The 23450-nt window shown below is 74.9% G+C and carries 15 protein-coding genes; 8 read left to right on the top strand and 7 right to left on the bottom strand.

Features of this window, described 5'->3' with window-relative positions; genetic code table 11:
- Window positions 1–25: 25 nt before the first annotated feature.
- The 3 genes from ACFVVL_RS06620 to ACFVVL_RS06610 all read right to left on the bottom strand — a co-directional run bounded on the left by ACFVVL_RS06620 (window position 26) and on the right by ACFVVL_RS06610 (window position 3391).
- On the bottom strand, window positions 26–1276 hold the full coding sequence (locus ACFVVL_RS06620) for a PQQ-dependent sugar dehydrogenase (protein WP_387671757.1): 1251 nt from the start codon (window positions 1274–1276) through the stop codon (window positions 26–28).
- Between the two features lie 196 nt (window positions 1277–1472).
- A complete protein-coding gene (locus tag ACFVVL_RS06615; RefSeq protein WP_387671755.1) occupies window positions 1473–2276 on the bottom strand; it encodes an ABC transporter ATP-binding protein in 804 nt (267 codons plus the stop codon).
- 77 nt (window positions 2277–2353) lie between these two features.
- Window positions 2354–3391 carry an ABC transporter substrate-binding protein gene (locus ACFVVL_RS06610; protein ID WP_387671753.1) on the bottom strand — a complete coding sequence of 346 codons (1038 nt, stop codon included), beginning with the start codon at window positions 3389–3391 and terminating at the stop codon, window positions 2354–2356.
- Window positions 3392–3543: 152 nt separating this feature from the next.
- Here ACFVVL_RS06610 and fhuB point away from each other — a divergent pair, with 152 nt between their 5' ends.
- Both fhuB and fes read left to right on the top strand, forming a co-directional pair.
- Window positions 3544–5715: a Fe(3+)-hydroxamate ABC transporter permease FhuB gene (gene fhuB / locus ACFVVL_RS06605; protein ID WP_387671751.1), complete on the top strand. Its 2172-nt coding sequence runs from the start codon at window positions 3544–3546 to the stop codon at window positions 5713–5715.
- A gap of 19 nt (window positions 5716–5734) precedes the next feature.
- The gene (gene fes, locus ACFVVL_RS06600) at window positions 5735–6919 is read left to right on the top strand and encodes an enterochelin esterase (RefSeq protein WP_387671750.1); all 1185 of its coding nucleotides are present in this window, start codon (window positions 5735–5737) and stop codon (window positions 6917–6919) included.
- 45 nt (window positions 6920–6964) lie between these two features.
- On the opposite strand, the gene ACFVVL_RS06595 is transcribed toward fes, so the two are convergent.
- Window positions 6965–7462, bottom strand: a complete 498-nt coding sequence (locus ACFVVL_RS06595; protein WP_380294633.1) for a beta-class carbonic anhydrase — start codon at window positions 7460–7462, stop codon at window positions 6965–6967.
- Between the two features lie 569 nt (window positions 7463–8031).
- On the opposite strand from ACFVVL_RS06595, the gene ACFVVL_RS06590 reads away from it, so the two are divergent.
- From ACFVVL_RS06590 to ACFVVL_RS06570, 5 genes are all read left to right on the top strand, one after another.
- The gene (locus ACFVVL_RS06590) at window positions 8032–8529 is read left to right on the top strand and encodes a hypothetical protein (protein WP_387671748.1); all 498 of its coding nucleotides are present in this window, start codon (window positions 8032–8034) and stop codon (window positions 8527–8529) included.
- A complete protein-coding gene (locus tag ACFVVL_RS06585) occupies window positions 8526–9866 on the top strand; it encodes a KGGVGR-motif variant AAA ATPase (RefSeq protein ID WP_387671746.1) in 1341 nt (446 codons plus the stop codon). Before ACFVVL_RS06590 ends, ACFVVL_RS06585 begins: the two co-directional genes overlap by 4 nt.
- A complete protein-coding gene (locus ACFVVL_RS06580; RefSeq protein ID WP_387671744.1) occupies window positions 9863–11326 on the top strand; it encodes a hypothetical protein in 1464 nt (487 codons plus the stop codon). The genes ACFVVL_RS06585 and ACFVVL_RS06580 overlap by 4 nt, the downstream gene beginning before the upstream one ends.
- A 249-nt stretch (window positions 11327–11575) precedes the next feature.
- Window positions 11576–12556 carry a GNAT family N-acetyltransferase gene (locus ACFVVL_RS06575; RefSeq protein WP_387671742.1) on the top strand — a complete coding sequence of 327 codons (981 nt, stop codon included), beginning with the start codon at window positions 11576–11578 and terminating at the stop codon, window positions 12554–12556.
- Window positions 12557–12671: 115 nt separating this feature from the next.
- Window positions 12672–13016, top strand: coding sequence for a hypothetical protein (locus ACFVVL_RS06570; RefSeq protein WP_380294635.1), 345 nt, complete (start codon window positions 12672–12674; stop codon window positions 13014–13016).
- Window positions 13017–13093: 77 nt separating this feature from the next.
- Here the strand turns inward: ACFVVL_RS06570 and ACFVVL_RS06565 are convergent, their stop codons facing one another.
- From ACFVVL_RS06565 to ACFVVL_RS06555, 3 genes are all read right to left on the bottom strand, one after another.
- Window positions 13094–14539: a DHA2 family efflux MFS transporter permease subunit gene (locus ACFVVL_RS06565; RefSeq protein ID WP_387671739.1), complete on the bottom strand. Its 1446-nt coding sequence runs from the start codon at window positions 14537–14539 to the stop codon at window positions 13094–13096.
- A complete protein-coding gene (locus tag ACFVVL_RS06560) occupies window positions 14536–14733 on the bottom strand; it encodes an MbtH family protein (protein ID WP_380294637.1) in 198 nt (65 codons plus the stop codon). The genes ACFVVL_RS06565 and ACFVVL_RS06560 overlap by 4 nt, the downstream gene beginning before the upstream one ends.
- Before the next feature lie 93 nt (window positions 14734–14826).
- Window positions 14827–22080 carry an amino acid adenylation domain-containing protein gene (locus ACFVVL_RS06555; RefSeq protein ID WP_387671737.1) on the bottom strand — a complete coding sequence of 2418 codons (7254 nt, stop codon included), beginning with the start codon at window positions 22078–22080 and terminating at the stop codon, window positions 14827–14829.
- 129 nt (window positions 22081–22209) lie between these two features.
- Here ACFVVL_RS06555 and ACFVVL_RS06550 point away from each other — a divergent pair, with 129 nt between their 5' ends.
- Complete coding sequence (locus tag ACFVVL_RS06550) at window positions 22210–23397, top strand: amidohydrolase (protein ID WP_380294639.1); 1188 nt, start codon at window positions 22210–22212, stop codon at window positions 23395–23397.
- The last annotated feature ends 53 nt before the right edge of the window (window positions 23398–23450 follow it).

The following is a 23450-nucleotide window of genomic DNA, read 5'->3' as shown; positions in this document are numbered from 1 at the left end:
ACGGGTGATCCAATCCGGCTGCGGGTCACGTCCGGCCGACGGTCAGCCGCAGGATCCGGTCGTCCCCGGGGCGCGGGTCGCCGCGCCCGTCGGTGTTGTCGGTGACCAGCAGCAGCGTGCCGTCCCGGTCGGCCACCACGGTGCGCAGCCGGCCGTACGTCCCGGAGAGGAAGTCCCGCGGCGGGGCGGCGGACCGCTCGCCGTCCAGCGGGATCCACCAGAGCCGCTCACCGCGCAGCGCGGCCATCCAGACGCCCCCGGCGGCGTGGGCGATGCCGCTCGGGGAGGCGTCGGAGGTGTGCCACTGGGCGACCGGGTCGGTGAACCCCTGGCGCCCGGCGGTGCCCTCGACGGTCGGCCAGCCGTAGTTGCCGCCGGGCGTGATCAGGTTCAGCTCGTCCCAGGTGTCCTGGCCGAACTCCGAGGCCCAGAGCCGCCCCTGGGGGTCCCAGGCCAGGCCCTGGACGTTGCGGTGGCCGAGCGACCAGACCGGGGAGCCCGGGAACGGGTTGCCGGGGGCGGGGGCGCCGTCCGGGGTGAGGCGAAGGATCTTGCCGCCGAGGGAGCCGCGGTCCTGGGAGAGCCGGCGCTCGTCGGCGTCGCCGGTGCCCGCGTACAGGAAGCCGTCCGGACCGAAGCCGATCCGGCCGCCGTTGTGCCGGGAGCCGTGCGGGATCCCGCTCAGCACGACGGCCGGCTCGCCGAGTTGGGAGCCGGCCGGGCGGGCGGGGTCGTAGTCGAGGCGGACGATCCGGTTGTCGGAGGCGGTGGAGAGGTAGGCGTAGACCCGGTGGTCGGTGGCGAATCCGGGCGAGAGGGCGAGCCCGAGCAGACCGCCCTCGCCGCCGGCGGTGACGCCGGGGACGGTGCCGGCCTCGGTCCTGCCGCCGTCCGCGGCCGAGACGCGCAGGATCCGGGCCTCGTCGCGTTCGGAGATCAGCAGGTCGCCGTCGGGCAGGACGGCCAGGCCCCAGGGGGACGCCAGACCGTCGGTGACGGTGCCCGAGACGGCCACCGACGCCGGGGCGTCCGGGGCCGGTGTCCCGGTCGGAGCCGGCGCCCCGCCCGGGGCCTGCGGCGACGTGGCATCACCGGACACGGCCTCACCGGGCGTGGCCGCGGCGGACGTGGCGGGGGCGGACGCGGCTGCACCGGACGTGGCAGGGCCGGAAGGAGCGGGCGCGGCGCGCTCCGGGGCGGCCGCCGAGGAGCAGCCGGCGACGGCGGCCGAGCCGAGGACGAGGGCGACGAACAGGGCGGCGGAGCGACGGAGCATCGGTGACCTCTCCCGGGGACGGCGGGGCGGCGGGCACGGCGGGCACAACAGGCGCGACGACGGCGGCACGGACGTCCGGCGGACGCCCGTCCAGCACACCACACCCGGGCCCGGCAGGGGGCGGAACCCGCCACGCCCGCCCGGCCGTCCGGGGGACCCGGCGCGGAGCCGGCACGGACCCCCGGCCTGCCCCCCGTCAGCCGGCCGGAGCCGCCGCCGACCGCGTCCCCGCCCGCGGGACGATCACCGGCGCGCCGTCCCCGGGGGCCGCGAGCACATCGCTGTCGACGTCGTACAGCGCCCGCACCAGCTCCGCGTCCACCACCTCGCGCGGCGCCCCGCAGGCGATCACCTCACCGCCGCGCATCGCCACCAGCAGATCGGCGTGACGCGCCGCCGCCGCGAGGTCGTGCAGCACCATGACGACGGTGCGCCCGCCCGCCGCGACCTCGCGGACCAGCTCCAGCACCTCCACCGCGTGGCCGAGGTCGAGGGCACTGGTCGGCTCGTCGAGCAGCACGACGGGGGCGTCCTGGGCGAGCACCATGGCGAGCCAGCAGCGCTGCCGCTGCCCGCCGGAGAGCCGGTCCAGCCGGCGGTCGGCGAACTCCTCGACGCCGGTGGCCCGCAGCGCCTCGGCGGTGAGCCGTTCGTCGTCGGCGGACCACTGCCGGAACAGGCCCTGGTGCGGGTGGCGGCCGTAGCGGACCAGCCCGGCGACGGTGACCGCCTCCGGTGCCTGCGGGCTCTGCGGCAGCAGCGCCACCCGGTGCGCGGCCTGCCGGGGCCGCAGCTTCCAGATGTCCTCGCCGCCGACCAGCACCCGTCCGGAGTCCGGCCGGTGGAGGCGGGCGATCGAACGCAGCAGGGTGGACTTGCCGCAGCCGTTGGGGCCGACGACGGCCACCACCCGGCCGCCGGGCACGGTGAGGTCCACGCCGCCCAGCACCGGGCGCCCGGGGCCGTACCCGGCCTTGAGGCCCTCGACCGTCAACTCCATGGCGGGTTCCTTCGGTTGGGAGGGGGAACGAACCGAGCGGCGGACGCCCCGTGAGGAGGGGCGCCCGCCGCCGGCGGTCACTTGGCGCCGAGCGCCTTGCTGATGTCGCCGATCACCGCGTCGGCCGCGAGCGGGCCGCCGCGGGTGGACCACACGGAGCCGTCGACGGTGACGGTGTGGTTGGTCTTCACCGCGTTCAGCTCCTGGTAGGCGGGCTTGGACTGGACGTCCTTCAGCGCGGCCTTGCCGTCGTCGGTGAGGGTGGAGAGGAACAGCCAGTCGCCGTCGATCTCGTTGATCTTCTCCAGGCTCAGCGCCGGGGTGTGGGCGTTGCCGTCCTTGTCCTGGGCCTGCGGGCGGGTCAGGCCCATGTCGAGGGCGACGCCGCTGGCGAACTGCTTCTTCTCCATCCAGCTGGGGCCGGTCGGGTTCCAGCGGACGATGGAGACGGCCTTGCCCTTGTTCTCGCCGAGCTCGCCGCCGGCCTTGGCGGCCTTGGCGTCGTAGTCGGCGATGACCTTGTTGGCCTGGTCCAGCTTGTTGACGGCGTTTCCGATGCCGCGGAAGGAGAGCTTCCAGTCGTCGGTGGGGGCCATCGTGACCAGGGTGGCCGGGGTGATCTCGCGCAGCTGCTTGAGGACCTGCTGGTCCTGCATGTCACCGGCCAGGATGAGGTCGGGCTTGGCGGCGATCACCTTGTCCATCACCGGCTGGAGCAGGTTGCCGACCACCGGGATGCCCTGGACCTTGTCCTTCAGGTACGCCGGCGGCTCGTTGAGGCCCTGTCCGTTGGTGATGCCGGCCGGCTTGAGGCCGAGCGCGAGCACCGCGTCGAGGTCCTCCTGGGTGAGGGTGACGATGCGCTTGGGCTCGGCGGGGATCTCCACGGCCGTGCCGGTGGCGTCCTTCACGGTCCGCTTGCCGCCGGCCGCGTCGCCGGCGGGGCTGCCCGCGGCGGTGGTGGCGGCGGAGGAGGACGGGTCCGCGGAGGAGCCCTTGTCGGAGGAGCCCGACGAGCCGCAGCCGACGAGCAGGAGCGTGGCCGCCCCGGTGGCGGCCAGCGCCTGGACCGCACGACGGCGGGCGGGGTGGAGCGGGCTCTGGCGGGACGACATGGGGGCCTCCGGGCAGGGGTGTTGCAGACGGGCGTGCGGTCGGTGGAGCGGTGGAACGGTGGCGCGGTGCCGCGAACCCCGGCGATCCGGGGGGACCGGCGCCGGGCCGGACACCTGTCCGACCGCGATGACCATTAGGTTAGCCTTACCTTATGACATTGTCGCAAGTGGGTACCGCCGAGGCGGCCGACGCGGATCCCCCCGCCCCCGCCCCGCCGGCGGCCGAACGGTCGCGCCGCACCTCCTGGGCCGCCGTCGGCGGCATCCTCGCCGCCCTGCTCGCGCTCACCGCGCTCTCGCTGTCCGTCGGCGCCGGCGAGGTCGGCCCCGGCCGGGTGCTGGACTACCTGCTCGACACCGACGGCGCCCGCGCCGACAGCCGGCTCGCCCTGGTCGTCGGCGACCTGCGGCTGCCGCGCACCCTGACCGCGCTGCTGGTCGGCGCCGCCCTCGGGGTGGCCGGCGCCCAGTTGCAGTCCGTCACCCGCAACCCGCTCGCCGAGACCGGCCTGCTCGGCGTCAACGCCGGTGCCTCGCTCGGCGTCGTGCTCGGCATCGCCGTGCTCGGCGTCCAGACCTCCTACGGCTACCTCGCCTTCGCCTTCGGCGGCGCCGTGCTCGCCAGCGGGCTGGTGCTGGCCATAGCGGGCAGCCGCGGCGGCGGCTCCCCCATGCGGCTGGTCCTCGGCGGCTCCGCCGTCGGCGCCACCTTCGGCGGCCTGACCGGCGTGCTGATCGTCAACTCCCCCGAGGCGTACGACCGCTACCGGGTCTGGGTGCTCGGCTCGCTGGCCGGCGTGGAGGGCTGGACGACACTGGGCCAGCTCGCCCCCGTGCTCGGCGTCGGCTTCGTGGTCGCCCTGCTCACCACCCGGCCGCTGTCCGCGCTCGCGCTCGGCGACGACCTCGCCCGCGGTCTCGGCCACCGCCCCGGCGCCACCCGCGCCGCCGTCGCCCTCGCGGTCACCCTGCTCACCGCCTCCGCCGTCGCCCTGGCCGGGCCGATCTCCTTCCTCGGCCTGCTCGCCGGCTTCCTGGCCCGCGCCGCCGCGGGCCCCCGGGTCGGCCGGCTCACCCTGCTCGCCGGACTCGTCGGCGCGGCCGTGCTCACCGGCGCCGACGTGCTCGCCCGGGTGGTGGCCCGCCCGTTCGAGGCGCCGGTGTCGGTGATCGTCGCGCTGATCGGCGCCCCCACCCTGATCGCCATCGTCCGCTCCCGGAAGACGGCCGCGCTCGGCATGGCCGACACCGCGCCGGGCGAGTCCTCCGGCCGCCGCGGCCACCCGGAGGAGAAGCCGCCCCGGCCCGACCTGGTGATCCGGCGCGGCGCGCTGTCCGTGCTGCTCCCCCGCCGCTCCGCGCTGGCCGCGCTCGGCCTCGCCGCCGCGCTGCTGGCCGCCGTGGTGGTCTCCGCGCACGCCGGGCAGAGCGAACTCGGCCTCGGCCGCACCTTCCAGGCCGTCTTCGGCCACGGCGAGCGGCTCGACGTGCTGCTGGTGCAGAAGTTCCGGCTCGGCCGGATCGTCGCGGGCCTGGCCGCGGGCGCCGCGCTCGGCCTGGCCGGCTGCCTCACCCAGACCCTCGCCCGCAACCGGCTCGCCACCCCCGAACTGCTCGGCGTCAACGACGGCGCCACCGCCGCCGTGCTGATCTCGGTCACCGCCTCGGGCGCGTTCGGCGCCTGGTGGGCCGGGCCGATCGGCGCCCTGGTCGCCGTCGCGGTGGTCACCGCCGTCTCCGGCGGGCTCGGCGCGCGCGGCTACCGGGTCCTGGTGGTGGGCCTGGCCATGTCGGCACTCGCCTCCGCCGTCATCCAGGTGGCGATGGCCCGGCGCTCGCTCAGCTCGGCCTCCTCGCTCTACGTCTGGACCTCCGGCAGCCTCAACGGCCGCGACTACGAGGTGGCCACGCCGGTGCTGATCGGCCTCGCCGTGCTGGTGCCGCTCGCCCTGGTGGTGGCCCGCCGGCTGGCCGTGCTGCGCTTCGACGACAACGTGGCGTCCTCGCTCGGCGTCGACCCCGGCCGGGTGCGGCTCGCCTGCCTGCTGCTCGCCGTGGCGCTGGCCGGACTCGCCGTCGGGATCTGCGGGCCGGTCGGCTTCGTCGCGCTGGCCGCGCCGGTGGTCGCCGGGCGGCTCGCCGGGCCGGCCCGCGTGCCGGTGCTGGGCTCGGCGCTGGTCGGCGCGGTGCTGATCGTGCTGGCCGACACCCTCGGCCGGGTGCTGATCTCCGGGGTCGAGATCCCGGTGGGCATCGTCACCACCGTGCTCGGCGGCCCCTTCCTGCTCTGGGTGTTGCTCGGCCGCAAGGGCAACCCCGCCTGACCATCGAGGAGTTCCGCACGTGCAGAGTGAACCGAACGACACCGCCGACGCGTTCTGGGCCAGGGTGGCCGCCGAGGGCGCCCCGCTGGTCGACCCCGACCCCGCCGATCCGGCCTACCGGCAGGTGACCTTCGTGCTGCGCGACGAGCCGGGCGAGGAGCCGTACGACGGCGTGCTCGCGCTCGTCCACACCGTCACCGACAAGGACCGGCACGCCGGCGACCTCACCCCGCACCTGATGGAGCGCCGGGCCGGCGGCTGGTCGCGCACCTACCGGCTGCGCGCCGACCACCGGGCCTCCTACCAGCTCTACCCGGTGCGCGGCGCCGTCCCCGGCACCCGGCGGGCCGACTGGCTGCGGGTGCTGGACGGCGCCCGCCCCGACCCGCACGGCACCGGGGACCAGTTGCCCGCCCGCGACGGCCGCCGGCCCGCCTCGGTGCTCGCCCTGCCCGGGGCGCCCGCCCAGCCGTACGTCCGGCGGCGCGCCGACGTGCCGCGCGGCCGCACCGTGCGCGCCGAGGTGGCCGGGCGGCGGATCGACGTCCACCTGCCCGCCGGACACCGCGCCGACGCCGCCCCGTACCCGGTCCTGGTCCTGCTGGACGGCGAGATGTGGGGCGAGGTGCTGTCGTTCGGCGACACCCTGGACAACCTGACGGCCGAGGGGCTGATCCCGCCGACCGTCGCCCTGCTCGTCCACACCATGGGCCCCGGCCGGCCGGACGACCTCAGCTGCAACCCGGACTTCGTCGACCTGCTCGCCGACCGCGTCCTGCCCTGGGCCGCCGCCGAGCACCGTGCCACCGCCGACCCGGCCCGCACCGTGATCGCCGGCCAGAGCGCGGGCGGTCTGACCGCCGCCTTCGCCGCCTTCCGCCGCCCCGCCCGGTTCGGCAACGCGCTCTCCCAGTCCGGCTCGTTCTGGTGGCCCGACGGCACCGAGTTCGACGGCGGGAGCGAGTGGCTGACCCGCCGGTTCGCCACCACCGAGCACGGCGGCGCCCGCTTCTGGGTGGAGGTCGGCCTCCAGGAGTGGATGCTGCTCACCCAGAACCGCCACCTGCGCGACGTGCTGACCGCCCGCGGCTACGACCTCGCCTACCGCGAGTTCAACGGCGGCCACGACTACGCCTGCTGGCGCGGCGGGCTGGCGGACGGCCTGGTCCACCTGCTGGGCACGGGCCGGGCGGGCGGGCGCTGACCGGCGGCCGGGGCCGCCGGTCGGCCCACCGGTCGGCGCCACCGGTCAGAGCGTGACCTCCTTCAGGAGCCCGGTCGCGACGTCGAAGACGAAGCCGCGCACGGCGCTCGTGTGCGGGACGAACGGGCTGGTGCGGATCCGGGCCACCGACTGCCGGACGTCCGTCTCCAGATCGGCGAAGGCCTCGGCGGCCCACGGCGGCTTCACCCCGGTCTCCTCCCGGATCGACTCGCGGAAGGCGTCGTCGCCGAAGGTGAGCATGCCGCAGTCGGTGTGGTGGACGAGGATGATCTCCCGTGTGCCGAGCAGCCGCTGGCTGATCGCCAGCGAGCGGATGGCGTCCTCGGTCGCCACCCCGCCGGCGTTGCGGATCACGTGCGAGTCGCCCTCGGCGAGGCCGAGCGCGCCGTAGACGTTGAGCCGGGCGTCCATGCAGGCCAGGACGGCCGTGCGACGGGCCGGCGGGAGCGGGAGCGGCCCGTCGAAGGCCGCGGCGTAGTCGGCGTTGTTGCGCAGGTAGTGGTCGGTGGCGGTGTCGGTCATGGCGGACTGACGTCCCTTCGGTGCGGTCGGATCGTGGTCGGCCGGGGCACGGGGGCACGCGGAACCGCGCACGCACGTGCCCGCACGTGCGCGCGGATCGCCTGCCGTGCCCGGCGCGGGCGGTGAACGGCCCCGGCTGCGCCCGCACGGAGCGGCGCGACCGGACGGGCCGGGATGATCGAACGATCAGACGATGACCGGACAGCCAGTGGAGTGGACACGGCCGAAGTCGATGTGACGACGGCGGACGAGCAGGGTCATGCGGGCACCGTACTGCCCACCACGCCCCGCCCGCCCGGGAATCCGGCATTCTCCACCCCACCGGGTGACGCTCACACAGCCTGGTCCCGCTGCCCCGGACACTCGACAGCCCACCCCAGCAGAGAGGCCGGGGTCGAAGACAGGTAGGGGTCTGTCACCGCACGCACCTCCTGACCCGACGGGTGGACGGCCATCGCGATCGCCATACCAGTTCATCTGGCTGCCACCTTGGAGACGTCTGACCGACGGAGCACCATCACGGGCATGAGCGCTGGAGACTTCGCGAGAACTCCCCCTAGGATCAACCCGTGCCACGGACCTCGAAGGAAGACCACTACGCATACGCTGCATTGCGGCACCACAACGATGCGGTCTACCTGCATGATGACGGCCGACTTCCCAACGCCGACCATCATTTCGGCTTCGCTGTCGAATGTGCCCTGAAAAGCCTCATGCTCAGGTACACCCGGGTATCGATGGACCCGCTCCAACCCGGAGGACAACCAGCCACCAAACCGTATATCCCCCGGCAGTCCGGCAGGCCGAAGCAGGTCGGACATCTACCCGAGGCGTGGTCCGATACCGTTGACGTCATATCCGATGCGACACTTCTCCTTCACGGACGAACCGGAAGCGCCCTCGCCTCGATCTTGGCGGCCTCGGCACCGTTCGCGACCTGGAGCGTTCACGATCGCTACAGTGACGGTTCATCCGTCGTCGAGACCGATGTGCGCGCCCGCCGGGCGGCCTCAGAACTGATTCTCTCCCTGCACGAGCAGGCGCTCATCGACGGAGTACTCACGTGACCATCCAAACCGGGGCGGTTCGATTCGACCAGGCACGGCCTCTCGCACTCGCCGTGGCCATCGATGTGGCCACGTCCGGCATCGACGTGCTGGTCGTGCGGGATATCCTCGGGCGCCTCGCGTTGCTCCTGGACGACCGGTCCTCCACGGTGGACGCCACCAATCACGGAATCTGGGCGGAACGCCTCAATTCCACCTTGGGCCCCTATGCGGCCGACCGGCCTCTGCTCCTTGCTTCCAAGCTCTTCCAGCCGGACGCGTTCTTCGCCTCGCCGCGGGCAGCTGTCGATCTTCACCATCGACCGGAGCCCGGGCATGGCAGCATCCGGTGGCTCGACAACACGGTCGTCGGCGCGGACTGGGCCCGTGTGAGCACTCCGGAACAGCATGCCGACGACACCCGCACCGCACGCACCGCGCTCTACGGGTTCAAGGGCGGAGTCGGCCGCTCGACGGCGACATTCATGTTGGCGAAGCACCTCGCCGAACAGGGCAACTGCGTCCTCGTCGTCGACCTCGACCTGGAGTCCCCCGGCGCAGGGCCGCTCCTGGTCGCCGAGGACCAACTTCCCAAGTACGGGATCATCGACCAACTCGTCGAGTCAGCGCTTGGCAACGAGGCCGGGCTTGATCTCGTGGCACAGGCGACACATATCCAGCTCCAGAAGAACGGCGAACTCTGGGTGGCCCCGGCGCGCGGACGCGGAGAGCCCGGCGCCGAGTACACCTATGTGGACAAGCTCAATCGCGTCTACGCCGATGCTCCCGGACAGGCCCAGGGATCCTTCGCCGACCGGTTGGAGGCGGCCGTCCGTTCTTGCGAGGACGCCGTGGCCAGGGAGAGCCGCCGTCCTGACGTGGTCCTGCTCGACAGTCGCGCCGGAATCCACGACATCGCTGCTGTCGCCATCTCACGGCTGTGCGACCTCGCCCTGCTCTTCGGCAGTGATAACAGCCAGACCTGGGCAGGCTATCGCGACCTCTTCACGGCCTGGCTCTCCTCCGGCAAAGCGCCCGAGATCCGCGAGAAGCTCCGGATGGTCGCCTCGATGGTCCCGGATGCCGACAAAGCCACCTATCTGGAGACCTTCCGCGACCACGCCTGGGAATGCTTCTCGGTTCTCTATGACGACCTGGTCGACGGAGACACGGGCTTCAATCCCAGCCCTGAGGACGCCTCCGCCCCCCACTCGCCCATTCCGATCCTCTTCGCGGTGGAACTCGTCGGCCTCGATGCCGTCTCCACACCTGGATGGGACGACCGCGCGTTCGTGCGCGCCGCGTACGATTCCTTCCTGAAAACCACTACCAACCTGATGATCGAGGGACCGCGATGACCGCCCCGCTTGAAGCCGAGGACTACCGGAGCCTCCTGGTTTCCGCGCTGCCCCCCGCCCAGGACGCGGACACCGTCGAACCGACGCTCCTCAACCTGTTCACTCCCGATACGCATCGCCTGGCCCTCCATGTCGACACCACCGTCGTCCGCGGCGGCCGAGGAGTGGGCAAGACCTTCTGGTGCCGCTCACTGCTCGACGACCAGCTCCGCGACATCGCGGCGGAGGAGTACCGCATCGACAGGCTCCGGAACCTGCGAGTCTCCCCCGGATACAGCGCCATGCTGAAGCCCGATCTCTATCCGGGAGCGGGCGAGTTGGCGAGCCTGGTCGACAATGGCGTCCGCGCCTACGACCTCTGGAATGCCGTGCTCCTCGTGACGCTCGGCCAACCTGAACTCCAGGGGACCATGGAGTGGAGGGACCGCATTGGCTGGGTCCAGGCCAACCCGGGAGCACGCGACCGCACCGTCGCGCGGGCCGACGCCGAAGCACAGGCCGACCGCACCACGCAGATGATTCTCTTCGATGCGCTGGAGCACCTCCACCGCGACCGGACACAGGCCGACCGGCTGGTCGCCGGCATCCTTCAGCTCGCGCTGGAGATGCGCCTGAGCACCAAGAACATCCGGTGCAAGATCTTCATCCGCCCCGACATGTTCGACGGCGCTCTCCTCCACTTTCCGGATGCGTCGAAGCTCACCTCCAACGCCGCCAGCCTCCAGTGGACAACCACCAACCTCTACGGCCTGTTCTTCCACTACCTCGGCAACCACGACAGCGCGGAGTCCACGGGCTTCCGTGCTTGGACCGGCAGTTGGACCGAGCACGCCGGACGGCACCTCCTTCCGTCGACGCTGCTCGGCGACGAGCAGCTCCAGGCATCCGTCTTCAGCGAGCTCGCCGGCCCCTACATGGGGGCGAACTACCGGAAGGGCATCACCTATACGTGGCTTCCCAACCACCTCATGGACGGCGTTGAGCAGGTAAGCCCCCGAAGCTTCCTCAACGCACTGAGCATGGCCGTCGACGAGACACGAGGGAAGTACGCAAGCCATCCATATGCGATCTACCACGAGGGGATCCGGAAGGGCGTCCAGTCCGCTTCACAGACCCGCGTCAACGAGATCCGCGAAGACATGCCGTGGGTGCGGACGGTCATCGAGCCTCTGGCCGGCCAACAGGTTCCGATCGACCAGAGGCTCGTCCTGGACCTCTGGGACGCTTCGAACCTGGCAGACACCCTGGGTCGGGAAGCAGCCCGCGCCAACGCCGGAGGAAACGGGGCAGAGGTTCGCACCGGGCCTCGTTACCCGGACGACTACCTGCGGCTGATCGACGAGCTGATCGCGCTCGGCGTCATGCGCCGCCGCAAGGACGGCAGGATCGACCTCCCCGACGTGTACCGGATCGCCTTCTCGATCGGCCGCAAGGGCGGCGTTCCAAAGGTGCAGTCCTAGGCTCGTCCCGCCGGTCCGGCGTGTGAAACCCACACCGGGACCATGACGGCGAAGCACCGACGGACACCCGTCCGGGTCCGGCGCCCACCGGCGCCGGGCCCGGACGGTTCCGGTGGTAGCAACGGCATGGGCATCGGCCAGAGCAGGACCGGATCCGGAGATGGCAACTCACGGATTCTCCGGCGAGTTCCTTGCCGAGATCAGTACAGTGTCACATGTGATGGATCTGTGTCTTCACGGCGGCCGCGGGTGATCCGCCCGTTCCTGCCCGCCGTCGACTATCCGGCACTGGCCGAGCTGCTGTCGGCCGAGGGGGCCGTGGCCGTGACGGCGGCCGAACTGCGGGAGCGGGACGCGGCGTTGCCGGACGCGGACGCGCTCTCCACCGACCGGCGGGGGCGGCTCACCGGGCACGGGCGGGTGCGGTTGGTGCAGCCCGGCCCCTCGGGGGACCTGCTCGCCTACGCCACCGCCTGGCGGGCGCCCTGGACACCGCCCGGCGACCTCGCCTCGCTCGCCGTCAGCGCGCCCGGCCGCGCCCCGGCCTGGATGCTGCCGCTCTACGACGGGTTGGAGCGCTGGGCGCGCGGGATCGGCGCCTCCCGGCTGCTCGGCGAACTCCCGGACGAGGCAGCGGAGTCGGAGCCCGTCCACGGGACGTGCCGGTCGGACCTGACCGGTCTGCTGCTCGGCCGGGGCTACCGGGTGGACGCGCACGTCCGGTCGGCCGTCGCTCCGCTCGGGGCGCACCTGCCCGCCCCGCGGGTGCCGCCCGGCCTGCGCCTGGGCACCCTCGCCGGGACCACCGCGGCCGAGCCCGAGCGGCAGCTCCACCACCTCTACCGGGAGACCCTGCGCGACAACCCGGGGTTCGCCGACGCCCTCCCGGACTTCGAGCGGTGGCGCGCCGAGGCCCTGGACGGACCCGGCGGGCGCCCCGACTGGGTGTTCACCGCCGAGTCCATGGGGCGGATCGTCGGCGCGAGCATCGTGCACGCGGTGCCCGATCCGCGGGCCTGCCGGATCGACTACACCGGGGTGCTGCGGCCCTGGCGGGGCCGCGGGCTGGCCCGGGCGCTCAAGCTGCACGCCGCCCGGCACCTGGCGGGCCACGGCGTGCGGACCGCGCACACCGAGGTCGAGGCCGGCAACGTGCCGATGGTCGCGGTGAACACCGCCCTGGGCTACCGCTGGGGGCCGGGCCACCGACGGCTGGTCAAGGAGTTCTGAGCCCGGCCCGGCCCCCGGTCGGCGGTGTGTTGGAGGGCCGGTTCGCAGCCGGCCCTCGACTACCCTGCGTCGACGAGTGATCACATCACGACACTCCGTGACGAAAGGAGTCACCATGACGGACGACTTCAGTCAGCGACCGGCACCGGAATCCGTGCGGCTGATCGACTTCGAGGAGGCCAAGGCCGTCCCGGGGATCGTGCCGGGCACCTTCATCCTCGTCGTCAGCGGCGAGAAGCCCTACGCGAGCATGACGGTCCGCCTGGTCCCGCTGGTCTACGTCAGACAGCCCGAGTACTGGGGCATCGAGGTGACCGGCACGCTGCCCTCCGGCTACCTGCTGCCCGCCACCGCCCCGTACACCGAGGCCCTGCCGCTGGACGGGATCACGGGCACCAGGGGCATCGAGGTGATCGGCGCGACCAGGCGCGAGAGGATCGACCTGCCGCGCGGCGACTGAGCCCGGGACCGGTCCGGGACCGCCGAACGGCCCGCCACCCTGCCGGGGGGCGGGCCGTTCGGCGGGGCCGGGCGCGGTCAGTCCATCGGCGGCGGGCCCGGGGGCTCCTTCGGGAGACGGGCCGCGACCAGGGCGCCGAGCGCGACGGCGGCGGCCGTGGCCAGCAGGGCGACCCGGTAGGGGCCGGGTTCGGCGCCGTGGGTGCCGTGGGTGCCGTCCCCCGAGAGGGCGCCGATGAGGGCCGCCGCGCCGGCGATGCCGAAGGCCCCGCCGAGCGTGCGCACGATGGTGAACAGGCCCATCGCGCGGCCCATCGACGGCGGCGGCACGTCCGCGAACCCGGCGATCTGCACGGTCAGCACGGCGGTGCCCAGGATCAGGCCGACGCCGAACATCAGCGCCCGCACGGCCCAGGCGTTCTCGCCGACGCCCGGCACGGCCAGCGCGGCCAGCACCAGGGCCGCCAGCAGCAGGGCGGGCAGCGCCAGCAGGCGCGGGCCGAGCCGGGGCAGCAGCCGGTCGACCACCTGGGAGGCGGCCATCAGGCCGATCGCCTCCGGGAAGACGCTCAGGCCCGCGTCCAGGGCCGAGGCGCCGAAGGCGGCCTGGTGGAGCAGCGGGTAGGCGAACAGCGCGCCCATCAGTCCGGCGGCGGTCAGCAGGGCCAGCCAGCTCGCCGCGCCGAAGGCCCGGTCGGCGAGCAGCCGGAGGTCCACCAGCGGTTCTTCGGCCCGCAGTTGGTGGCGGACGGCGGCGCCCAGCAGCAGCCCGCCGAGCACCCCGGACACCGCCACCGCCGGGGAGCCCCAGCCGTGCGCGGGGCCGAAGCCGAGCGCGTAGGTGAGCAGGCCGAGGCCGGGGGTGGCGAGCAGGAACCCGGTGGTGTCGAAGCGGCCGGCCGGCGGCTCCTCCTGGTCGCGCAGCCCGAACAGGCCGATGACCACGGCGGCCGCCCCGATCGGCACGTTGACCAGGAACAGCCAGTGCCAGGAGAGGTGTTCGGTGAGGAGGCCGCCGAGCGGCGGGCCGAGCGCGGGCATCAGCGCGGTCGGCACGATCAGCACCTTGCCGAGGCCGGCCCGCTCGTGCGGTTCGAAGGCCCGGAACAGCAGGGTCATGCCGACCGGGGTGAGCAGGCCGCCCGCCACGCCCTGCACCGCGCGGGCGGCGGTGAGCGCGCCGAGGCCGGGGGCGGCCGCGCACAGCGCGCTGGCCAGGGTGAAGACGGCGAGCGAGCCGAGGAAGACCCGGCGCACGCCGAACCGGTCACCGAGCCAGCCGGCCACCGGGAGGCCGACGGCGAGGCCGACCAGGAAGGCGGTCTCCACCGCGTTGGCGGCGGAGACCGGGCGGCCGAAGTCCCCGGCGATGGTGAACAGGGCCGGGTTGACGATCGTCGAGTCCAGGCCGTTCATGCACATCGCGGCCGTGTAGACGAGCACCACCGCGAGGCGACCGGCGAACAGCGGGCGCTGCGGGGCGGCGGGCCCGCCGGGGGCGGGCCGGGTGTCCGCCTGGCTCATCGGGCCGGGTCGAGGTCGGTCCAGTGGGCGGTGATCCAGTCGAGGGCGGCGGCGCGCTCGCACGGCCCGTGGGCGACGCTCCAGCCGGCCGGGACGGCGGCGAAGGCGGGCCAGAGCGAGTGCTGGCCCTCGTCGTTGACGAGCGCGAGGAACTCTCCGTCACCGTCGAAGGGGTTGGCGGGGGCGTCACTCATGGGGTGGTTCTCCAGGTGGTCGGGCAGGTCGGCGGGCGGTGTCGGTGGTGGGCCGGTTTCGGTGGGCGGGCGGCGGCCGGCGGACGAGGGCCGTCAGCCCCGGACGTCGAGGGAGTCGCGGACGTCGAGGGAGTCCCGGACGTCGCGGGAGTCCCGGCAGTCGAGGGCGGCGAGGTGCTCCGCGACGACGCCCGCGATGCGGGCGATCGGCTCGGGCAACGTCATGTCCTTGTGCGAGCAGGCGACGTCGTGGTTGTCGATCCGCCCGGCCACGTAGGGGGTCCACAGCTCGGGCACCAGGGTCTCGTCGATGGTGTCGACGGTGGCGCGGAAGAACAGCACGTCGCCCTTGAGGCGCCGGTGGTCGTAGCCGCGCACCAGGTGGTTGAGGTGCAGGTAGATCCGGTTCAGCGCCTCGACGGTGGCGTCGTCCAGACCGGCCAGCGGGCTGCCCTCGCGGCGCAGCAGCTCGGTGACGTGGGCGAGTTCGAGCGGCCGGCCGTCGAGGTCCGCCGGCCCGTAGCCGCCCATGGTGAGCAGCGCCTCCAGGGCCTCGGCCTGGTCCGGGACGGGCAGGTCGCGGAAGCCCTCGGCCGGGTAGGCGTCGAGCACCGCCAGCAGGTCGACGGCGCAGCCGAGTTCCTCCAGCCGGGCGGCCATGGCGTGGGCGATGATGCCGCCGGTGGACCAGCCGAGCAGCCGGTAGGGGCCCTCGGGCTGGACCTCGCGCAGCCGGTCGACGTAGTGCGCGGCCAGCTCCTCCATGGTCGCGGGCAGCGGCTCGCCGGCGGTGGCGGCGCCGACGCCCTGCGCCTGGAGGCCGTAGATCGGCACGTCGGCCGGGAGGTTGCGGATCAGTCCGGTGTAGCACCAGCTGAGGCCGCCGGCCGGGTGGACGGCGAACAGCGGGTCGCGCCGGCCGGGGGCGGTGGGCCGCAGCGGCAGCAGGACGTCCAGCGCGTCGGCGCCGGGGGTGTCGGCGGCGAGCGCGGCGTCCAGCGCCGCGACGGTGGGCGCCTGGAACAGCGTGCCGATGCCGACCTCCAGGCCGAGCACCGCGCGGATCCGCCCGGCGAGCCGGACGACCAGCAGGGAGTGGCCGCCGAGGGCGAAGAAGTCGTCCTCGACGCCGACCGCCGGAACGCCCAGCACCTCGGCGAACAGCTCGCAGAGCTGCTGCTCGCGCGGGTTGCGCGGGGGCCGCCCGGCACCGGACCCGGGCGCGTCGGGGGCGGGCAGGGCACGCCGGTCGAGCTTGCCGTTGGCGGTGAGCGGCAGGCGCTCCAGCAGCACGACGGCGGACGGGACCATGTGGACGGGCAGGTCGGCGGCGGCGCGGGTGCGCAGTTCCTCGGCGGTCACCTGCTCCGCGCCGGGGGCGAGGACGGCGTAGCCGGTCAGGCGCTTGTCACCGGGCACGTCCTCGCGGACGATCACGGCGGCGTCGGCGACGGCCGGGTGGGCGGCCAGCACGGCCTCGATCTCGCCGAGTTCGATCCGGAAGCCGCGGATCTTGACCTGCTGGTCGGCGCGGCCGAAGTACTCCAGGACGCCGTCCGCGCGGCGGCGGGCGAGGTCTCCGGAGCGGTACATCCGGGTGCCGCGCTCGCCGAACAGCGCGGCGTGGGGGTCGGCGACGAAGCGCTCGGAGCTGAGCGCGGGGCGGCCGAGGTAGCCGCGGGCGAGACCGGCGCCGGCCACGTACATCTCGCCGGTGACGCCGGGCGGGACGGGCTGGAGGTACCGGTCGAGGACGTAGACCCGCAGGTCGGGGATGTTGACGCCGATGGTGCTGCTGGTGCCGGCGGCGGCGCTCGCGCGGTCCAGGGCGATGTGGGAGACGTGCACGGTGGTCTCGGTGATGCCGTACATGTTGACCAGGGTGGGCGCGTCGTCGGCGTGCCGCTCGTACCAGTCGTCGAGGCGGCCGAGCTCCAGCGCCTCGCCGCCGAACACCACGTAGCGCAGTGCGAGTTCGCTGCCGGGGCGCTCCCGGTCGGCGGCGCTGAGCTGGTAGAACGCGGACGGCGTCTGGTTGAGGACGGTGACCCGTTCACGGGCGAGCAGGGCGAGGAAGGCCGCCGGGTCGCGGCTGACCAGGTGCGGGACGACCACGAGCCGGCCGCCGTGCAGCAGGGCGCCCCACAGCTCCCAGACCGAGAAGTCGAAGGCGTAGGAGTGGAAGAGCGTCCAGACGTCGTCGGCGCCGAAGCCGAACCAGTGGTCGGTGGCGGAGAACAGCCGGACCACGTTGTGGTGGGTGACCGGGACGCCCTTGGGGCGGCCGGTGGAGCCCGAGGTGTAGATGACGTAGGCGGTGTCCTCGGCTCGCAGCGGCCGGGTGCGTTCGTGCTGGGCCAGCGGGACGGCCGGGAAGGCGTCGGGCTCCCCGCCGTCGACCAGGATGGCCGGCACCCGGTGGCCGGGCATCCGGGGCGCGGTGGCGCGGTCGGTGACCAGTGCGGCGGGGGCCGCGTCGGTGAGCATCCAGGCGAGCCGGTCGGCCGGGTACTCGGGGTCGAGCGGCAGGTAGGCGGCGCCGGACTTGGCGACCGCGAGCAGGCCGACGACGAGGTCGAGGGAGCGCGGCAGGGCGAGCGCGACGATGGTGCCGGGGCCGATGCCGCGGGAGGCCAGCAGCCGGGCCAGCCGGTCGGCGCGGGCGGCGAGTTCGGTGTAGCTGAGCTCCTCGCCGTCGTAGCCGGCGGCGACGGCGTCGGGGTGGGCGAGGGCGGCGGCCTCGAAGAGCTCGGGCAGGGTGGCGCCGGGCCGCGAGGTGACGGGGGCGCCGTTCCACTCGACCAGGGCGCGGTGCCGCTCCTCCGCGCTGATCAGCGGGAGCCGGCCGACGGGGGTGTCGGGGGCGGTGGCGGCGGCGGTGAGCAGCCGGGCCAGGCGTTCGGCGAGCGCCCGGACGGTGGCCTCGTCGAAGAGGTCGGTGCGGTACTCGACGAAGCCGGCGATGCCGCCCTCGCGCAGTTCGCCCGCGTTGAGGGTGAGGTCGAACTTGGCGGTGCCGGAGGGGATCGCGGCGATGGTGGCGGTGAGGCCGCCGCCGAGCTCGAACTCCCGGTCGGGGACGGACTGCCAGGCGAGCATCACCTGGAACAGCGGGTGCCGGGCGAGCGAGCGGCGCGGGTTGAGCTCCTCGACGAGGCGGTCGAAGGGCAGGTCGGCGTGGTCGTGGGCGCCGAGCACGGCGGTGCGGGCGCGGCCGAGCAGCTCGCGGAAGGTCGGCTCGCCGGAGGTGTCGGTGCGCACGACCACGGAGTTGACGAAGTAGCCGACCAGGGCGGCGGTCTCGTCGGAGTCGCGGCCGGCGACGGGGGTGCCGATCGGGAGGTCGGTGCCGCAGCCGTGCCGGGTGAGCAGTGCGGCGAGGCCGGCCTGGACGGCGGTGAACACGCTGGTGCCGGTGGCGCGGGCGAGCGCGGCGAGGGCGGCGTGGGCGTCGGTGTCCAGGCGGAACGGCACGGTGGCGCCGTGGTGGGCGGCGACGGCGGGCCGGGGGCGGTCGGTGGGCAGGTCGAGCTGGTCGGGCAGGCCGGCCAGGGTCTCGCGCCAGTGGTCGAGTTGGCGGAGGGCGAGCGGGCTGGGGGCGTCGGCGGTGCCGAGCAGCCGGGCCTGCCAGTCCACGTGGTCGGCGAACTGGACGGTGAGGGGCGGCAGTTCCGGGGCGCGGCCGGCGAGGCGGGCGCGGTAGGCGGCGGCCAGGTCGGAGGCCAGCGGGGTGGTGGAGGCGCCGTCGCCGGCGATGTGGTGGAGCAGCAGGAGCAGGGTGCGGGTGCCGGCCGCCTCGCCGTCGGTGTGCTCGAACAGCGTGGCCCGCAGCGGGGGTTCGGCGCTCAGGTCGAAGGCGTGCCGGACGGCCTCGGCGAGCGCTCCGGTGCCCCGGTGCAGCTCGACCGGGGCGGGCGGCAGGATCCGCTGGTACGGCTCGCCGTCGGCGGACTCGCCGTAGACGGTGCGCAGGGTCTCGTGCCGGGCCGCGAGGTCGGTGAGGGCGAGCGCGAGGGCGTCGCGGTCGAGCGGGCCGGTGAGGGTCAGGGCGAGCGGGATGTTGTAGGTGGGGCTGGGGCCTTCCAGCCGGTAGTGGAACCAGAGGCCGCGCTGGGCCGGGGAGAGCGGCAGCGGGCCGGTGCGGTCGACCGGGACGAGGGCGGGGCGGGGCTCGGGGGCGGAGCGCTCGCGCAGCAGGGCGGCGAGGGCGGCCGGGGTGGGGTGGTGGAAGACGTCGGCGAAGCCGACGGCCGCGCCGAGGCTCTCGCGCAGCCGGGCGGCGAGCCGGCCGGCCAGCAGCGAGTGGCCGCCGAGGTCGAAGAAGTCGGCTTCGCGGGACGGTAGTTCGCCGCACTCCAGGAGGTCGGCGAACAGCCCGCAGATGATCTCCTCCTGCGGGGTCGCGGGCGCGGCGCCGCTCTGCGGCCCGGTGTCCCCGGGCTCGGGCAGGGCGCGGTGGTCGAGCTTGTCGTTGCCGGTGCGCGGCAGGTCGTCGAGGACCAGGACGGCGGCGGGCACCATGTGGTCGGGCAGCCGGCCGGCGAGGGCGGAGCGCAGCGCGGCCGGGTCGAGGGCGGCCCCGGCGGCGGGGACGGCGTAGCCGAGCAGGCGCTTGCCGCCCGGGCCGGGGCGGGCGATGACCACGGCCCGGTCCACGCCGGGCAGTTCGCCGAGGACGGCGGCGATCTCGCCGGGCTCGATCCGGAAGCCGCGGATCTTCACCTGGTCGTCGGCGCGGCCGAGGAACTCCAGCGTGCCGTCGGGGCTGCGGCGGGCGAGGTCGCCGGTGCGGTACATCCGGCTGCCGGGCGGGCCGTAGGGGTCGGCGAGGAAGCGCTCGGCGGTGAGGTCGGGGCGGCCGAGGTAGCCGCGGGCCAGGCAGGCGCCGGCCACGTACAGCTCACCGGTGGCGCCGTCGGGGGCGGGGCGCAGCGAGCCGTCGAGGACGTAGGCGCGCGAGCCGCGCACGACGCGGCCGACGGGGGTGCCGTCCGGGCCCGGGGTCCAGGAGTAGGCGTCGACGGTGGTCTCGGTGGGGCCGTAGAGGTTGACCGGGGTGAGGCCGTCGACGGCGGCGAGGCGGCGCCAGAGCGCGTCGGGGGTGGCCTCGCCGCCGACCGCGATCACGGCGGGGCGGTGCCGGTCCTCGGCCAGCAGGCCTTCGGCGAGCAGGACGTCGAGGTAGGAGGGGGTGACGTCGAGGTAGTCGATCCGCTCGCGGTGGACGTGGGCGGCGAGCGCGGCCGGGTCGCGGTAGGTCTCGTCGTCGAGCAGGTGGAGTTCGTGGCCGTGGAGCATCCACAGCACCGGGTCCCAGGAGGCGTCGAAGGCGAAGGAGGCGCTGTGGGCGATGCGCAGGCGGGCGCGGCCGGTGCGGGCGACGGCGGGGGCGATGTGGTCCTCGCCGTGGCCGGCGTGCAGGTTGGCGAGCGAGGCGTGGCTGACGACGACGCCCTTGGGGCGGCCGGTGGAGCCGGAGGTGTGCAGCAGGTAGGCGGTGTGCGCGGGGTCGGGTGCGGGGAGCGGGGCGGTCGGGAGCGCCGCGAGTGCGGCGTGCACGGCCGGGTCGTCGAGGGCGACGGCGGGGCGGCCGTCGGCGCCGGGGAGGGCGGCGAGGGCCTCGGCGGTGCCGACGGCGCAGACCGGGCGGGTGTCGTCGAGGATGTCGGCGATCCGCTGCCGGGGGTGGGCGAGGTCCAGGGAGAGGCAGGCGCCGCCGGCCCTGAGCACGGCGAACATGGCGACCAGGGTGTCGGCGCCGCGCGGCATGGCGAGCGCGACCGGGGTGCCCGGGCCGGTGCCGAGGGCGGTGAGGCGGTGCGCCAGGCGGGTGGCGGCGGCGTCGAGTTCGGCGAAGGTCAGGGTGGTGTCGCCGCTGCGCAGGGCGATCGCGTCCGGGGTGCGGGCGGCCTGCTCGGCGAGCAGTTCGGGCACCGTGCGGGTGACGGGGGGTTCGGTGCGGCCGGCGGTGGCGCGGCGCAGCGCGTCCTCGTCGAGCAGGTCGATCCGGGCGATCGGGGCCTGCGGGTCCTCCAGCAGCAGGGCGGTGAGGCCGTCGAGGTAGCGCAGCAGGCCGTCGCGGTGGGCGGCGAGGGCGTCGGCGCCGTAGCGGCCGGGGTGGGCTTCGAGGCCGATCCGCAGGGCGCCGTCGGGGCCGGGCGAGACGGCGAGGGCGAGGTCGTCGACGGGACCGGCGGCGAGGTTGCGGACGGTGGCGGGCAGGCCGGCGAGGTCGAGGTCGCCCTCGAAGGCCTTGATGTTGACCATCGGTCCGAACAGGGCGCGGCGGGTGCCGGTGAGGGCGAGGTCGCGGCGCAGGTCCTCCAGCGGGTAGCGCTGGTGGCGGCGGACGTCGCGGACCTCCAGGACGACGCGGCGCAGCAGTGCGGCGGCGGTGTCGCGGGGGCTGACGGCGAGGCGCAGCGGCAGGACGTTGGCGGTGGCGATCGGGGTGCGCAGGGCGGCGGGGCCGCGCCGGTTGGCGAGCGGCAGGCCGAGCACGACGTCCTCGGTGCCGGCGAGGCGGTGCAGGTAGCCGGCGGTGGCGGCGATGACGAGTTCGGCCCAGGTGGCGCGGGCGGCCTTGGCGGCGGCCTCCAGCCGGGGCAGGGTGCCGGCGGGCAGCGCGGCGGCGAGGCGGGGCAGGGCGGCGGGGCCGGCGGGGGTGCCGCCGGGCAGGGTGGCGGGGGCGTCGGCGCCGGCCAGCCGGGCGCGCCAGAACGCGCGGTCGGCGGCGTGCTCGGGGCCGCCGCGGTAGGCGGCCTCCTCGGCGGCGACCTCGGCGGGGGTGGCGAAGGCGCGGTCGGTGGGGCGGGTGCCGGTGCCGAGCGCGGTGTAGAGCTCGGCGACCCGGCCGGTGAGCAGGGTGAGCGCGTAGGCGTCGACGGCGAGGTGGTGGACGCGCTGGTACCACCAGTGGCGGTCGTCGGCGAGGCGGATGAGGGCCTGGGTGAACAGCGGGCCCTCGGCGAGGTCGACGGGGCGGGCGAGGTCGGCGCGCATCCAGGCCTCGGCGGTGGCCTCGGGGTCGGCGTCGGTGCGCAGGTCGAGCCGGTGCAGGGGCCAGGAGCGGCCGGGGGTGAGGCGCTGGCGCGGGGCGTCGCCGCCGGCGTCGGTGACGACGACGGCGCTCAGCGCGTCGGCCTCGCCGACGGCCCGGCGCAGGGCGGTCTCGAAGAGTTCGGCGTCGAACGGGCCGGTGATCTCAACGGCGTCGCCGGTGTTGTAGACCGGGCTGTCGGGGTCGAGCGCCTGGGCGTACCAGATCGCCGCCTGGGTGGCGAGCAGCGGCACGTCGGCTGCGGCGGGGACGGCGACGGGGTCGGACGCGGCCTGGTGGCGACGCATGGTTCTGAGAGCTCCTCGGGTCCGGCGCAACGGAACGCCTACTGCCTACTTAGGTTAGCCTAAGCTACCTGCATATTGTCTGGTCAACAGCCTGCCGGGAGGCGGGCCCTGACGCCCCCGGAGGCGCCGATGTCCCCCCTGAACGCGAGCGAGCCGACCCCGAGCGCCCCGGCGGCGGGCGGAGCGGCCGCGGCCGACCCCGCGGTGAAGGAGGCGGTGCGCGAGCGCGTCCTCGCCCACCGGGACGAGCTGCTCGCGCTCAGCCGCCGCATCCACGCCCACCCCGAGACCGCGTTCGAGGAGCACCGGGCCGCCGAGTGGTGCGCCGAACTGCTGCGCGCCCACGGCTACGCCGTCACGCCGGGCGCGCACGGCCTGCCCACCGCCTTCGACGCGCGCCTCGGCACCGGCCCGGTCACCGTCGCCGTGGTCTGCGAGTACGACGCGCTGCCCGGGCTCGGCCACGCCTGCGGCCACAACCTGATCGCCGCCGCCGGCCTCGGCGCCGCGCTCGGCCTCGCCCCCCACGCCGAGCGGCTCGGACTCACCGTGCGGGTGATCGGCGCACCGGCCGAGGAGCGCGGGGCGGGCAAGGCGCTGCTGCTGGACGCGGGCGCCTTCGACGGCGTGGACGCCGCGATGATGGTCCACCCCTGCCCCGTGGAGGTCGCCGACTTCCACTCCTTCGCGCTCGGCACCCTCTCCGTCCGCTACACCGGCCGCGCCGCCCACCCGAGCCTCAACGCCCACGAAGGCCGCAACGCCGCCGACGCGCTCACCGTCGCGCAGGTCGCCCTCGGGCTGCTGCGCCAGCAACTGCCGCCGCACTGGCGGGTGCACGGCATCACCACGGCCGCCGGGACGGCGCCCAACCTCATCCCGGACAGCGCCACCGCCGAGTACGAGATCCGCGCCTCGGCGGCCGAGGACCTCGCGGAGCTGCGCGCCCGGGTCGAGGACTGCTTCCGGGCGGGCGCGCTGGCGACCGGGTGCGAGGTCGAGCTGACCCGGCCCGAGCCGGACTACCTGGACTTCCGCAGCGACGCCGGGCTGCTCGCCCTGTGGCGGGCCAACGCGGCGGCGGCGGGCCGCCCGGAGCCGGTCGAGAGCGGGCCGTTCGCCTGCACCGACATGGGCAACGTCTCCCACGCGGTGCCCGCCATCCACCCGGTGCTGGACATCACCGGCGGGGCGTGCGGGCCGCACGAGGCGGCGTTCGCCGACGCCGCCGTCTCGCCGCGGGCGGACCGGGCGATCGTGGAGGGCGCCGTCGCCATGGCGTGGACGGCGGCGGACTTCGCGGCCGCGCGGCGGTGACGGTGCCCGGCTCGGCGGGCGGGGGGGGGGGGGGGGCCCCGCGCGGCGCCCCC

This window comes from Kitasatospora sp. NPDC058115 (assembly GCF_042884635.1).
GTDB lineage: Bacteria > Actinomycetota > Actinomycetes > Streptomycetales > Streptomycetaceae > Kitasatospora.
This window is presented reverse-complemented; position numbering and strand designations above follow the sequence as displayed.